The organism is Methylobacterium sp. J-078 (assembly GCF_022829285.1).
Classification (GTDB): domain Bacteria; phylum Pseudomonadota; class Alphaproteobacteria; order Rhizobiales; family Beijerinckiaceae; genus Methylobacterium.
This window is the reverse complement of record NZ_JAKSYI010000031.1, coordinates 60306-72059: the sequence shown is the minus strand read 5'-3', so window position 1 is coordinate 72059 and position 11754 is coordinate 60306. Positions and strand designations below refer to the sequence as shown.

The following is an 11754-nucleotide window of genomic DNA, read 5'->3' as shown; positions in this document are numbered from 1 at the left end:
AATGGGCGATGATCTGCACGGCCCACAACCTCCTGAAACTGGCACAGGCCGGCCGATGAGGCCGCCGATCCGCCCTCACCGGCTCTGGTCTCGCCCCTCCAACCTCGGCTTCAATCCCCTTACTCGGACAAGCTCCTAGATCGTCCGCCGCGACACCAGCCCCACCGCGACGCCCAGCCCCGCCGCCGACACGGCAGCCATCACGCTCCAGGCGGGGAGGGCGGCAGCCCAGCCTTCGCCGAGGGCGTTCTGATAGGCCTCGATGGCCCAGGCGTTGGGGGTGAGCCAGCCGGCCTCCTGCAACCAGGGCGGCATGAGGAAGCGGGGCACCATGCTGCCGCCCACCGCCGAGAGGAGCAGCACGCCGAAGGTGGCGGCCAGATGCGCCTGCTGGCGGGTGGCGGAGGCCGCGCAGGCGGCGAGCGCCAGGCCCGCCGCCATGGCCGAGACGAGGAGGGAGGTCACCACCCAGGCGCCCATATGGGGCAGGATGTCGACCCCGTGCAGCAGGGCGGCGGCCGAGAAGATCAGCCCGGCCTGGACGAGGCCCTGGCCCACCAGGAACAGGAACTTGCCCAGCACCACCACCCTGAGCCCGCCGGGGCCCGCCATCAGCCGGTCGGCGAGGCCGGACTGGCGCTCGTCGACGAGGGAGAGGGCGCCCTGCATCGCAGCGAAGAGCAGGAACACCGCCGTGATCGCCCCCGCATAGTAGCTGACGCGATCGTTGGTGGCGCCCGAGGCGGTGCTGCGCCGCTCCACCAGGGACGCGAAGGCGAAGGGCTCCTTGCGGGCCCGCTGCTCGGCGAACGCCTGGTTGAGGAAGGCGCGCTCGTCCGGGCCGATCTTGCCCGAGCGCTCGACGTCGGCGACGATCCGGGCCAGGACCACGTCGGGCAGGGCCTCGTTGAGGACGCGCTGGAGCTGGCCGAGGGCGATCGGGGTGGCCAGGGCCTTGGCGGGATTCTCGATCAGCACCACGGGCTGGTCGGCGCGGGTCGAACCGGCATCGAGGTCGCCGCGCAGCACCAGGGCCACGTCGACCTCGCCCCGGCGCACCGCCGCGACGGCGCCGTCGAGGTCGGCGGCGGAGAGGCCTCCGACCCGAAGGGACGGGTCCGCCTCCAGGGCCTGCATCAAACGCTGCGTCGTCGGCGTTCGGGCGAGATCGAGGAGACCGACATGGATGCGGATGCGCTCGCCCAGCGCGCCGGAGAAGATCGCGGCGAAGATCGTGAAGATCACGGTCGGCAGCACGAAGGCCATGACCAGGGCGGCCCGGTCGCGCACCAGGCCGAGCAGCATCACGCGGAAGGCGGCCGAGATCATGCAGCGCTCTCCCGTTCCGCGGCCCCGGTCCCCGCCAAAGCCTCGCGATAGACCGCCTCCAGCCCGGGAGCGCGGATGCGGATCTCGGCGATGGGCACGCCCGCGTCCCGGAGGGCGGCGAGCAGGTCGGCGCCGTCGCGGGGCGTGCCGATGAGGCGGCGCGCCCGCCAGGTCGAGCCGGTGTCGACGGGCACGAAGCCCGTTCGGCGCAGGACCGTTTCCGCCGCCGCATCGGCGGGGGCGGACAGGGCGGCCTCGTGCTCGGGCGCCTCGGCGCGGATGCGGGCGAGGAGCTCGGACAGGCGGCCATCGGTGACGATCCGACCCTGCGCGAGGATCGCGACCCGGTCGGCCAGGCGCTCGGCCTCGGCGAAGTCGTGGGTGGCCACGAGGAGCGCCGTGCCCGCCTCGCGCAGGCGCCCGAGCACCGCGTGGATCGCGGCACGGGCATGGAGATCGACCCCCTGCGTCGGCTCGTCGAGGAGGACGAGGCGGGGCCGCGCCATCAGGCTGGCGGCGATGTTGACGCGGCGCTGGTAGCCGCCGGAGAGCAGCCCGACCGGCCGCCCGGCGACCTCGGCGAGGGCGCAGAGCGCGATGCCCGTGGCCACCGCCTCCGCCCGCTCGCGCCGGGCGATGCCGGCGAGCTGGGCGAAGACCGACAGGTTCTCGGCGACCGAGAGGCGGGGATACAGGGCGATCTCCTGCGGGACCCAGCCGATCGCCCGGCGCGCCACCGGACTTCGGTGGGGATCGTCGCCGGCCACGCGGACGCTGCCGGTCTGCGGCGCGAGCCGGCCGGCAACGAGGCGCATCAGCGAGGTCTTGCCGGCACCGTTGGGCCCGAGGAGCGCGAGGGTCTCGCCGGCGCCGAGGGCGAGGTCGACGCCCTCCAGCACACGGGTATCCCGATAGGCGAGGGCGGCGCCGGCCACCCGCAGGAGCGGCTCGGAACGGGCGCTCACGCGGCGCTCAGCGGCGGGGCAGGGCGCGCGACAGGCGAACCCGCACGCTCGTGCCCGGCTCGTGCACGGTGAAGCGCGCGCGCGCGAAGTCCGGGCGGGCGGAGCGGGCGGCCTCGCCGGAGAACCCGTAGGGTTCGAGGGGCAGGCCGAGGCCGGTCCGGTCGAGGCGGCCGTTGCCGTTGGTGTCCTGGTAGGCCAGGGCCGCATAGGTCCCGGGCGTCACGTTCGGGAACACGAAGCGCTGCACGGCGGCCCGGGGCTCGGCCTGCTGTCCGGTCCGGCAATCGGCCTCGGTCAGCCCGTCCTGGCACAGGGCGACGGAGACCAGGCCCCCGGGCTCAATGCCCTCGACCTCCACGGCCACGGAGGCGGCTTGCGCCGCGCCCGCGCCGAGAAGAAGCACGCAGACGCCGGCGAGGAGCCTCGGCAGGAGCCTCAAGTGGCGTCGCCCGAGGCGGCCAGCGGTGCAGTGTTGGGAATCCCGGCGCTGGCGGCCCCGACCCGCCCGGCGGAGAGTTCCTCGATGAGGAGGCGGGCGGTGATGCGCGCGCCCTCGTAGATCACCGGCAGGCCGGAGCCCGGATGGGTGCCGCCGCCGACGAGGTAGAGCCCTGGTCCGAAGCGGTTGTGCGGGCGGAAGTAGAGCATCTGCATCAGGTCGTGGGCGAGGTTGAAGGTGGCGCCCTCGTGCACGAAGAACTCGTCGCGCCACTCGGTCGGATCGACGATGCGCTCGTAGCGGATGCGCGATTCGATGTCGCCGAGGCCGAGCAGCTTCAGGCGATCGAGGACGAGTTGGCGATAGCTGGCGCGCAGGCCCTTCCAGTCGATGCCCGCCTTCAGGTTCGGCACCGGCACCAGCACGTAGAGGCTGGTCTGGCCGGGCGGCGCCATGCCGCCGTCGGTGAAGCCCGCATGCTGCACGTAGAGGGAGGGCTGCATCGGCAGGATGCCGTCGGTGATCTCCCGGATGTTGCGGGCGTAATCCTCCGACAGCAGGATGGTGTGATGGCCGAGCGCCTCCGGCATCGGCCCGTCGAGGCCGAGATAAAGCATGAAGGTCGAGCAGGAGAGGCGCGCCTTCTCGATCTTCGCGTCGCGCCAGCGCGGCCGGTGCTGTTGCGGCACGAGGTCCTGGATGACCTTGGCGAAGTCGCCGTTGATGACCACCGCGTCGGCGGGGATCGTCTCGCCGTTGCAAATCACGCCGCTGGCGCGCTTGCCCTCGAACAGGACCCGCTCGACGCCGGCCCCCAGGCGTATGTCGACGCCCATGCGTCGGGCGAGGCCCGCCATCGCCTCCGAGACCGCGCCGCAGCCGCCGACCGGGTGGTAGACGCCGTGCTCGTATTCGAGGAACGACAGGATGGTGAATAGGCTCGGGCACCGGAACGGCGACATGCCGAGGTACTTGGTCTGGAACGCGAAGGCGAGGCGGACCCGCGGGTCCTTGAAGTAGCGCTTCAGATCCTTGTCGACGCTGCGGCCCGGATGCAGGTGGGGCAGGGCGGCGATCATCGCCGGGGAGGCCATGGCCCGCAGGGTGTGGAAAGCCTGCTCCAGCACCGGCTTGAAGAATTTCAGCTTGACCCGGTTGTCGGCGAAGAACTTGCGCACGTTCCGGGCGTCGTCGGGCGCGATGCGCGCCACCTCGGCCTCGAGCCGGTCCATGTCGTTGGTGGCGCGGATCTCGCCGCCCGCCTCGAACACGAGGTGGTACTGCGGGTCGAGGCGCTCGAGCTTGACGTGGTCCTCCAGGCGCTCGCCGCAGGTCTCGAAGATGTCGGCGAGGATCTGCGGATAGAGAAAGAAGGTCGGGCCGATGTCGAAGCGGAAGCCGCCGGGCGCCTCGACGGTCTTGGTGCGGCCACCCACCGCCGGGTCCTTCTCCAGCAGCGTGACGTGGACGCCCGCGCGGGCCAGGAGGAGTGCGGTGGCGAGGCCGCCGGGACCGGCACCGACGATGATGACGCGGCGTCCGGACAGGGTCCGCAAGCCGTCCCGTGACTGCAACAACGCTCGCAACTCCTTCGTCCGCGCCCCATCCCTCAAGCGCATGTGGCGCACAAGAATGGTCCGTCCAGGGCTCGCCGTCCCGGTGCGTAATCTTGACCGTAGAGGGCCGCGCGGCAATCGGGGCGCAGTGTCGCGCATCGCGCGCCCCCCTCGGGCAGGCGGCCCGCCTCGCGCTATCCGGTTCGGGCGAGGTGGTGCAGGGCGATCGCGCCGGCGGTGGCGACGTTGAGCGAATCGAAGTCCGGCGCCATCGGGATCCGCAGGGTGCGCAGGCGCATCATCAGATCGGGCGGCAGGCCCGGCCCCTCGCTGCCGAGGAGGAGCAGGGTTCGGGCGGGGGGCGCCAGGGCCGCGAGGGTCTCGGCCCCGCCGGGGCTCAGGGCCAGGGGCTCCAGGGCGTGACGCTCTGCGAAGGCCAGGATCGCGTCGACATCCGCCAGCCGCAGAAAGGGTACGATCAGCGCGGCGCCGGCCGAGACGCGGATCGCCTTGCGGTAGAGCGGATCGCAGGTGCCGGCATCGAGGAGCACCGCGTCGGCCCCGAAGGCGGCCGCGTTCCGGAACAGCCCGCCGACATTGTCGTGGTTGGTCAGGCCGACGAGGCCGACCACGAGAGCCGACGCGGGCGCGGGCGGCAGATCGGCATTCAGGCCGCCGGGCACCTCCGCCCCGCGCAGGCCGACCCCGAGGACGCCGCGATGGATGGGGAACCCGGTGATCGCGCTCATCACGGGCTTTGTCGCTGTGTAGACGGGCACGTCCCCGGGCAGCCGGGCCAGGGCATCGACCAGCCCGGCCAGCCGCTCGGGTGCCAGCAGGACCGATTCGAGGCCGAACCGCGCCCTCGCCGAGAGCATGACCCGCAGGGTCACCTCGCCCTCGACGATGAAGCGGCCGGCGCGGCCCACGAGGTCGCGCTCGCGCATCGCCGTGTAGGGCGCGAGGCGCGGATCGGCGGGATCGTCGATGGCGACCGGCGCGGTCCGGGATGCGGCGGCCAAGGCGGCGTCAGGCGCTCGCCGGACGTCCGCCCATGCGCACCGCGAGGGGGTCGGCCTCGGCCTTGGTCGGCACCTTCACCAGCGCCTCGCCGTCGAGCACGACCTCACCGGCCACCGAGCAGGTGCATTTCAGGCGGGCGCGGCGGCGCTCCGGCACGAGTTCGGCCACCTCGACGGTGACCTCGACGGTGTCGCCGATGCGCACGGGCGCACGGAAGTTCAGGGTCTGGCTGATGTAGACCGCGCCGGGGCCGGGCAGGCGGGTGCCGAGCACCGCCGAGATCAGCCCGGCGGTGTAGAGGCCGTGGGCGATGCGGGTGCCGAAGGGGGTGCGGGCGGCGAAGTGCTCGGACAGGTGGATCGGGTTGCGGTCACCGGTGATCTCGGCAAACCCCACCACGTCGGAGGAGGCGATGACCTTGTTCAGCGTCTCGGACAGGCCGACTTCGAGATCCTCGAAGTACAGGACGCGCAGTTCGGGCATCATTGGGGTCTTCTCCCTGACAGTCGGTTTTTTGGTACGCGGACGGCGCGCCCGTTCGCCGCGCCGAAGATCCTGTTTCGCCTCGCACAGGTGCGCGACCAAATCCAGCCTTCGGCCAAATCCGGCCTCCGGCGAAGTGGAGCAGGACCGGCAGGAGGGTGCTTGCGGACAATTTGAGCGGTCGCCTTCACGCGTCCGTGATCCGGCTCCGGCATGTTTCCCGTCATGGCCGATCCCAATCCATTCACACCCGGTCGTATCGGCTCGGCGCTCTCGTTCACGGGCCTCGTCGCCCTGATGACGAGCGAGGGTGTGCGACCCGACGTCCTCGGCCTCGCCTGCGGATGCCTCACGGCGTCCGTCTTCGCCTTCGCGGTCGAACTCTGCCACACGCCGAAGCCGAAGCGGTCCCGTAAGGTGCGCCGGCCCATTGTTCCCCAGACCAGGGCGCCCGCGCCGGTGGCGGCGCAGCCGGTGTTCCGGAATGACCCGAAGGTCCACCCGGCCCTGTTGGCGCAGGTCCCTGGGGCGGAGCACCGTCCGCCGGCCCCCGCGGCGCCGGTCGCGGGCGCCGTGAACCGACGCGCCCTGAGGGACGTGCGCAACCGGCGCATCGCCCGGGGGACCTGACCCGCGATGCGTGCCGCCCCCTCGACAGGGCGGCACGCATCGGCGAAGAGGCGCCGGCCCCAGGGAGGGCACCGGCCCCAGGAATACGCCGTGACCCAGCCAGCCCCCGACCCTGCGCTCCGCCCGGTGGTCGCCCGCGTCGCCGGGCTCAACCTCGCGTATTTCGGCATCGAGATCAGCGTCGCCCTGGCGATCGGCTCCCTGGCGCTCATCGCCGACAGCCTCGACTTCCTCGAGGATGCGGCGATCAACCTGCTGATCTTCGCCGGCATCGGCTGGAGCGTGCGCAACCGGGCCCGGCTCGGCATCGTGCTCGCCGGCATCCTGCTGCTGCCGGCTTTGGCCACCGCCTACGCGGCCTGGATCAAGTTCGCCACGATGGCGCCGCCGGCCCCGATTCCTCTGACGCTCACGGGCCTCGGCGCGCTGGCGGTGAACCTCACCTGTGCGATGATGCTGGCCCGTCACCGCTCCGGGGGCGGCAGCCTGACCCGGGCGGCCTACCTCTCCGCCCGCAACGACGCCTTCGCCAACCTCGCGATCATCGCCGCCGGCCTCGCCACCGCCCTGACTCTGTCGGCCTGGCCCGACCTCATCGCGGCGGCCGGCATCGCCGTCCTCAACGCGGATTCGGCGGGCGACATCCTGCGGGCGGCGCGTGCCGAGTGGCGCGAGGCCGAGGCCCGGCCCATGAACGAAGCCAAGCCCGAGAACTACACAAAGCCCGAGAACGAAGCCGGGCCCGTGAATCGGGCCCCCTGAGAGCCTCCGAGCCGCCATGCGCCTGTTCCCGATCTCCGACCTGCACCTGGAGCGCCGACGCCTCGACGTCATTGCGCCCCCGAGCCGGCCCTTCGACGTGCTGGTCTGCCCCGGCGACCTGCACGAGGGCCGGCCCGAATCGGGCCTCGCGGCCCTGATGACCCTGGCGCAGGGCCGCCCGATCGTGCTGGTGCCGGGCAACCACGAGCACTATGCGCCGACCGGGGACGGGCGCACAGCGCCTCAACTCCTCGCCGCCCTGGAGGCCGAGGTGCTGCGCCTCAACGGGGAGGGGGCGGAGATCCACCTGCTCCAGCGCGGCGCGGCCGTCATCCGCGGCGGCGTCCGCTTCGTCGGCACGACCCTGTGGAGCGACTGGTCGCTCGCCGGGCGCTGGCTCGACGGCAGCGTGGCCGACGCACCGGAAGACCCGGTCGCCTACGCGGCGGCACGGATGACCGACCCGGTCACGGGTTCGCTCGAGTTCCGGGGCTCGATTCGAAACGGCGACGGCACGGCCTGGTCGCCCGCCGACGCGATGGAGGCCCATGCGCGGGAGCGCGAGGGCCTGATCGCCGCCCTGTCGCGCCCGCATGACGGCCCCACCGTCTGCGTCACCCATCATCCGGCGAGCCCGCGCGCGGCGGACGCGTTCCGGCACGCCCCGGGCGTACCCTGGTGGGTGCCGGCCTTCTACGCCAGCACCGTTCTGGAGGACCTGCCGGAGGCGGCCCGGCCCGATCTCTGGGTCTCGGGCCATTTTCACGCCGGCCACGACCTGCGCGTCGGCCGGACCCGATGGGTGGCGAATCCCGTCGAGGGCCGGGACTATTCACCCGATCACATTCTCACGATCGGGTGAGACCGGGCCCGTCCGGCCCGCGTACCTGTCGGGCATCGATGCCGCGCGCCGGTTCGCGGTCAGTCCACGAGGATCAGCCCATGAACGCCTTCATCGCCGTGGTCCTCGTCTGCGCCAACGGCATCCCGATCGAGGCCTGCACGGACGACAAGGCGAGCGAGGTCCGCAAGGTCCGGGTCGCCAACGAGCTCGGCTGCACCAACGGCTGGCAGGAGATCATCGCCCGCACCGACCTCCGGGACGAGGTCGGCAAGACGAGCTACCTCAAGACCGAGTGCCGCCGGGTGAAGCAGGCCGACTGAGCCGGCAGCCCCAAGGTACCGAACACACTCACCGATCGTACTTGATGTAGGCGAAGCGCGGATCGGTGGGGGTTCCCTCGAGCGCGCCGCCCTCGGTGCCGGGCTGCCAGCCGATCACATCTTCGATCTTGGCGGCCAGAGCGAAATCCTTGTCGGTCACACCCTTGGCCGCGTGGTTGGTCAGCCGCACTTCGACCCAGGCATAGGAGGCCGTGATGTCGGGGTGGTGCCAGGCCGCCTCGGCGAGGTGGCCCACCGTGTTGATGACCATCAGGGTGCTCTTCCAGCCTGCGGTCTTGTAGGTGCGCTTGATCCAGCCCTCCTCCAGGCGCCAGGCCGGAAGCTCCCGCGCGAGGCGCTCCACGATGGTCGCGTCGTCGATCACGTCGTCCCGCGTGCCGGCCATGGTCCAGAACCTCCCTCGAACAGGCATCGCTGCCGGATGTGCGGCAAGCCTGCGCCGGGCTCCGGTCCCGCGCAAGGTCTCAGGGCCGACCCGGCATGTGTTCCGGTTCCGGGAGCGACCATCCGCCCGGCGGCCTTGCCAATTCGTCCTGTGGACGCCCTGTGCCCGACCTCCTATGAAGATGGCCAACCGGCGCCGGCCTTTGCGGGACCACCAGAGCGTTCGACATCGAATCCAGGGAGTGCCCATCATGCTGTCACGGCGCGGATTGCTCGCGACGGCGGCACTGTCGCCCCTGGGCTGGAGCCTGGCGCCGCGGCCGGCGCGCGCCGCCCCGGTGGCGATCCGGGTCGGCAGCCTGCCCTTCGGTACCGTCTCTTGGGAGGCGGCGGTGATCAAGGCGCGCGGGCTCGACGCCGCCAACGGCTTCACCCTTGACGTCGTCAAGCTTGCCGGCAACGACGCGGCGCGGATCGCCTTCATGGGCGGCCAGGTCGACACCATCGTGGGCGACCTGCTCTGGGCGGCACGCCTCGGCAACGAGGGTCGCGCGATCCGGTTCTTCCCCTACTCCACCACCGAGGGCTCCCTGATGGTGCCGGGCGACAGTCCGATCCGGACCCTGGCCGATCTCAAGGGCAAGCGCCTGGGCGTCGCCGGCGGGCCCCTCGACAAGAACTGGCTTCTCCTGAAGGCGCAGGCGCGGGACACCGCCGGCCTCGACCTCGAGACGCAGGCCACCGTCGCCTTCGGGGCGCCGCCCCTGCTGGCGCTCAAGCTCGAACAGGGCGAACTCGATGCCGGGCTCCTGTACTGGACCTACTGCGCCCGCCTCGAACCCAAGGGCTTCCGCCGCCTGATCGGCTCCGACGACATCATGCGGGCCTTCGGGGCCACCGGGTCGATGGCACTGATCGGCTATCTCCTCGAGGGCGACACCGTGAAGGACAAGCCCGAGGCGGTGGTGGGCTTCACACGCGCCTCGAAGGCCGCCAAGGAGGCCTTGGCCAACGACCCCGCCGCCTGGGACGTGGTGCGACCGCTGATGTCGGCCGACGACGAGGCGACCTTCCAGGCCCTGAAGCGCGACTTCCTCGCCGGCATCCCGCGCCGGCCCCTGGCCGTCGAGCGCGGCGACGGCGAGAAGCTGTTTTCCGTCATGGCACGGCTTGGGGGCGAGCGCCTGGTCGGGGCGGGCTCCACCCTGCCGCCGGGCCTCTACTACGACGGCAGCGGGAATGGCTGAGGCGACCTCCAGCGCGCGTGGCCCGCGCGCGACGCCCTGACCCCATGGGCTTTGCCACACGTCTCGTTTCCGTGCTGGTGCTGCTCGCCGGATGGCAGGCCGCCGCGTCCGCGGCCGGTTCGCGCCTGCTGCCCGCGCCGCTGGCGATCCTCGACTTCATCCGCCGCGAATCCGCCTCCGGTGACCTCTGGTGGAATGTCGGCATCACCCTGTCGCGGGTGGGCATCTCGTTCTTCCTGGCGATGACCCTCGGGGTCCTCCTCGGCATCGCGCTGGGGCGCTCGCGCCGCCTCAACCTCGTCCTCGACACCCCGCTGCTCATTCTCCTGAACACGCCCGCCCTCGTGATCACGGTGCTGGCCTACATCTGGGTCGGCCTCAACGAGGCGGCGGCGATCGTCGCGGTGGTGCTGAACAAGCTGCCGAACGTCGCCGTGATCCTGCGCGAGGGCGCGCGCGGCCTCGACCCGCAGCTGGAGGAAATGGCGCGCACCTACCGCTTCGACCGGCGGACCTGGATCGCCCACGTGCTGGTGCCGCAGCTCCAGCCCTTCGCGGTGGCCGCGGCGCGCTCCGGCCTCTCGCTCGCCTGGAAGATCGTCCTGGTGATCGAGCTCCTCGGCCGCCCCAACGGGGTGGGCTTCGCGATCAACTACTACTTCGTCCAGAGCCTGAACGTGGCGGCCATCGTCGGCTACAGCATCGTGTTCATGAGCGTGATGATCGCCATCGACATCCTCATCCTGCAGCGGCTCGAAGCCTATGTCCGACGCTGGCGCTGACGGGGCGGCGGTGGGCTCCGCCGCGCCCGGCCCCGGGGACGTCGCCCTGCGGGTGGAGATCGACCGCAAGGTCTACGGCGCCGGCGGCCGGGAGCCGGTGGAGGCCGTGCGCGGCCTCGCCTTCTCGGTGATCGCCGGGGAGATCACCTGCCTGATCGGCCCCTCGGGCGCGGGCAAGACCACGACCCTGCGCATTCTCCTCGGCCTCGACCCCGACTACGAGGGCCGCGTGACCCCGCACCCGGACGCGGCCGGCATCGCCATGGCGTTCCAGGAGCCGCGCCTGCTGCCCTGGCGCACGGTGGAGCAGAACGTCCGCCTCGCCCTGCCGCGCGGGTCACGGGGCCAGGATCTCGACGGGCTGTTCGAATCCCTCGGCCTCGGCCCCTGGCGGAGCCGCTATCCGGGCGCCCTCTCCCTCGGGATGGCGCGGCGGGTGTCGCTGGCCCGTGCCCTGGCCCAGAAGCCCCGCATCCTCGTCCTCGACGAGCCCTTCGTCTCCCTGGACGACACCTCGGCGGCCGCCCTGCGGGGCCTCGTGGTCGCGGCGGTCGAGCGCTCGGGCATGGGCGTCTTGATGGTCACACACAACGTCGCCGAGGCCATCGAGATCGCCGACCGGCTCCTGCTCGTCTCGGGCCGTCCCGCGAGCCTCCTCGGGACCGTTCCCCTCGATCGTCCGCGCGGCGCACGCGACCGGGCCTGGATCGAGGGCCGCCGGGCCGCCCTCGCCGCGCAGTTCCCGACCGTGATCGCGGGCTGATTCTCGCGGGAGAATGCTGAGACGCATCCCCTGCGGGCAGCGCCGGCCGATATCCCACTCGCAGGGGCCGCTTCCCGGATGCGGCGAGACCGCGCATCATCCCAGCGCCTTCCTACGCATGTGGACGCGACCGTTCGATCCCGGCGGATCGCGGGTCCGGGTGAAAAACCTGAATTATTATACAATACTTCGGCCGATGCTTGGTA

The 11754-nt window shown here is 71.9% G+C and carries 14 protein-coding genes; 7 read left to right on the top strand and 7 right to left on the bottom strand.

Annotated features, from left to right (window positions below; translation table 11 throughout):
* Positions 1-135 precede the first annotated feature (135 nt).
* The 6 genes from MKK58_RS02410 to croR all read right to left on the bottom strand — a co-directional run bounded on the left by MKK58_RS02410 (position 136) and on the right by croR (position 5798).
* Positions 136-1329, bottom strand: a complete 1194-nt coding sequence (locus MKK58_RS02410; RefSeq protein WP_243910574.1) for an ABC transporter permease — start codon at positions 1327-1329, stop codon at positions 136-138.
* A complete protein-coding gene (locus tag MKK58_RS02405) occupies positions 1326-2294 on the bottom strand; it encodes an ABC transporter ATP-binding protein (protein ID WP_243910573.1) in 969 nt (322 codons plus the stop codon). The genes MKK58_RS02410 and MKK58_RS02405 overlap by 4 nt, the downstream gene beginning before the upstream one ends.
* Positions 2295-2301: 7 nt before the next feature.
* Positions 2302-2733, bottom strand: coding sequence for a DUF2141 domain-containing protein (locus tag MKK58_RS02400; protein ID WP_409565169.1), 432 nt, complete (start codon positions 2731-2733; stop codon positions 2302-2304).
* Positions 2730-4310 (bottom strand): phytoene desaturase family protein, encoded by a 1581-nt coding sequence (gene crtI / locus MKK58_RS02395; RefSeq protein ID WP_243910572.1) that lies wholly within the window; start codon positions 4308-4310, stop codon positions 2730-2732. The genes MKK58_RS02400 and crtI overlap by 4 nt, the downstream gene beginning before the upstream one ends.
* Before the next feature lie 173 nt (positions 4311-4483).
* Positions 4484-5236: a TrmH family RNA methyltransferase gene (locus MKK58_RS02390; protein ID WP_243910585.1), complete on the bottom strand. Its 753-nt coding sequence runs from the start codon at positions 5234-5236 to the stop codon at positions 4484-4486.
* Positions 5237-5318: 82 nt separating this feature from the next.
* Positions 5319-5798, bottom strand: coding sequence for a 3-hydroxybutyryl-CoA dehydratase (gene croR, locus MKK58_RS02385; protein WP_055949554.1), 480 nt, complete (start codon positions 5796-5798; stop codon positions 5319-5321).
* A gap of 222 nt (positions 5799-6020) precedes the next feature.
* Between croR and MKK58_RS02380 the strand changes: the two genes are divergently transcribed.
* From MKK58_RS02380 to MKK58_RS02365, 4 genes are all read left to right on the top strand, one after another.
* Positions 6021-6425 carry a hypothetical protein gene (locus MKK58_RS02380; RefSeq protein WP_243910571.1) on the top strand — a complete coding sequence of 135 codons (405 nt, stop codon included), beginning with the start codon at positions 6021-6023 and terminating at the stop codon, positions 6423-6425.
* 90 nt (positions 6426-6515) lie between these two features.
* The gene (locus tag MKK58_RS02375) at positions 6516-7187 is read left to right on the top strand and encodes a cation transporter (protein ID WP_243910570.1); all 672 of its coding nucleotides are present in this window, start codon (positions 6516-6518) and stop codon (positions 7185-7187) included.
* A 16-nt stretch (positions 7188-7203) separates the two neighbouring features.
* Complete coding sequence (locus MKK58_RS02370) at positions 7204-8049, top strand: metallophosphoesterase (RefSeq protein WP_243910569.1); 846 nt, start codon at positions 7204-7206, stop codon at positions 8047-8049.
* Positions 8050-8129: 80 nt separating this feature from the next.
* On the top strand, positions 8130-8351 hold the full coding sequence (locus tag MKK58_RS02365) for a hypothetical protein (protein WP_055949561.1): 222 nt from the start codon (positions 8130-8132) through the stop codon (positions 8349-8351).
* A 28-nt stretch (positions 8352-8379) separates the two neighbouring features.
* On the opposite strand, the gene MKK58_RS02360 is transcribed toward MKK58_RS02365, so the two are convergent.
* Entirely contained in the window at positions 8380-8757 is a 378-nt protein-coding gene (locus MKK58_RS02360) for a 4a-hydroxytetrahydrobiopterin dehydratase (RefSeq protein ID WP_238277742.1), read from the bottom strand.
* A gap of 250 nt (positions 8758-9007) precedes the next feature.
* Between MKK58_RS02360 and MKK58_RS02355 the strand changes: the two genes are divergently transcribed.
* From MKK58_RS02355 to MKK58_RS02345, 3 genes are read left to right on the top strand one after another with little or no spacing between them, the layout of a single operon-like run.
* Entirely contained in the window at positions 9008-10003 is a 996-nt protein-coding gene (locus tag MKK58_RS02355) for an ABC transporter substrate-binding protein (RefSeq protein WP_243910568.1), read from the top strand.
* Between the two features lie 44 nt (positions 10004-10047).
* On the top strand, positions 10048-10785 hold the full coding sequence (locus MKK58_RS02350) for an ABC transporter permease (protein WP_238277745.1): 738 nt from the start codon (positions 10048-10050) through the stop codon (positions 10783-10785).
* Positions 10766-11548, top strand: a complete 783-nt coding sequence (locus tag MKK58_RS02345) for an ABC transporter ATP-binding protein (RefSeq protein WP_243910567.1) — start codon at positions 10766-10768, stop codon at positions 11546-11548. Before MKK58_RS02350 ends, MKK58_RS02345 begins: the two co-directional genes overlap by 20 nt.
* Positions 11549-11754: the final 206 nt, after the last annotated feature.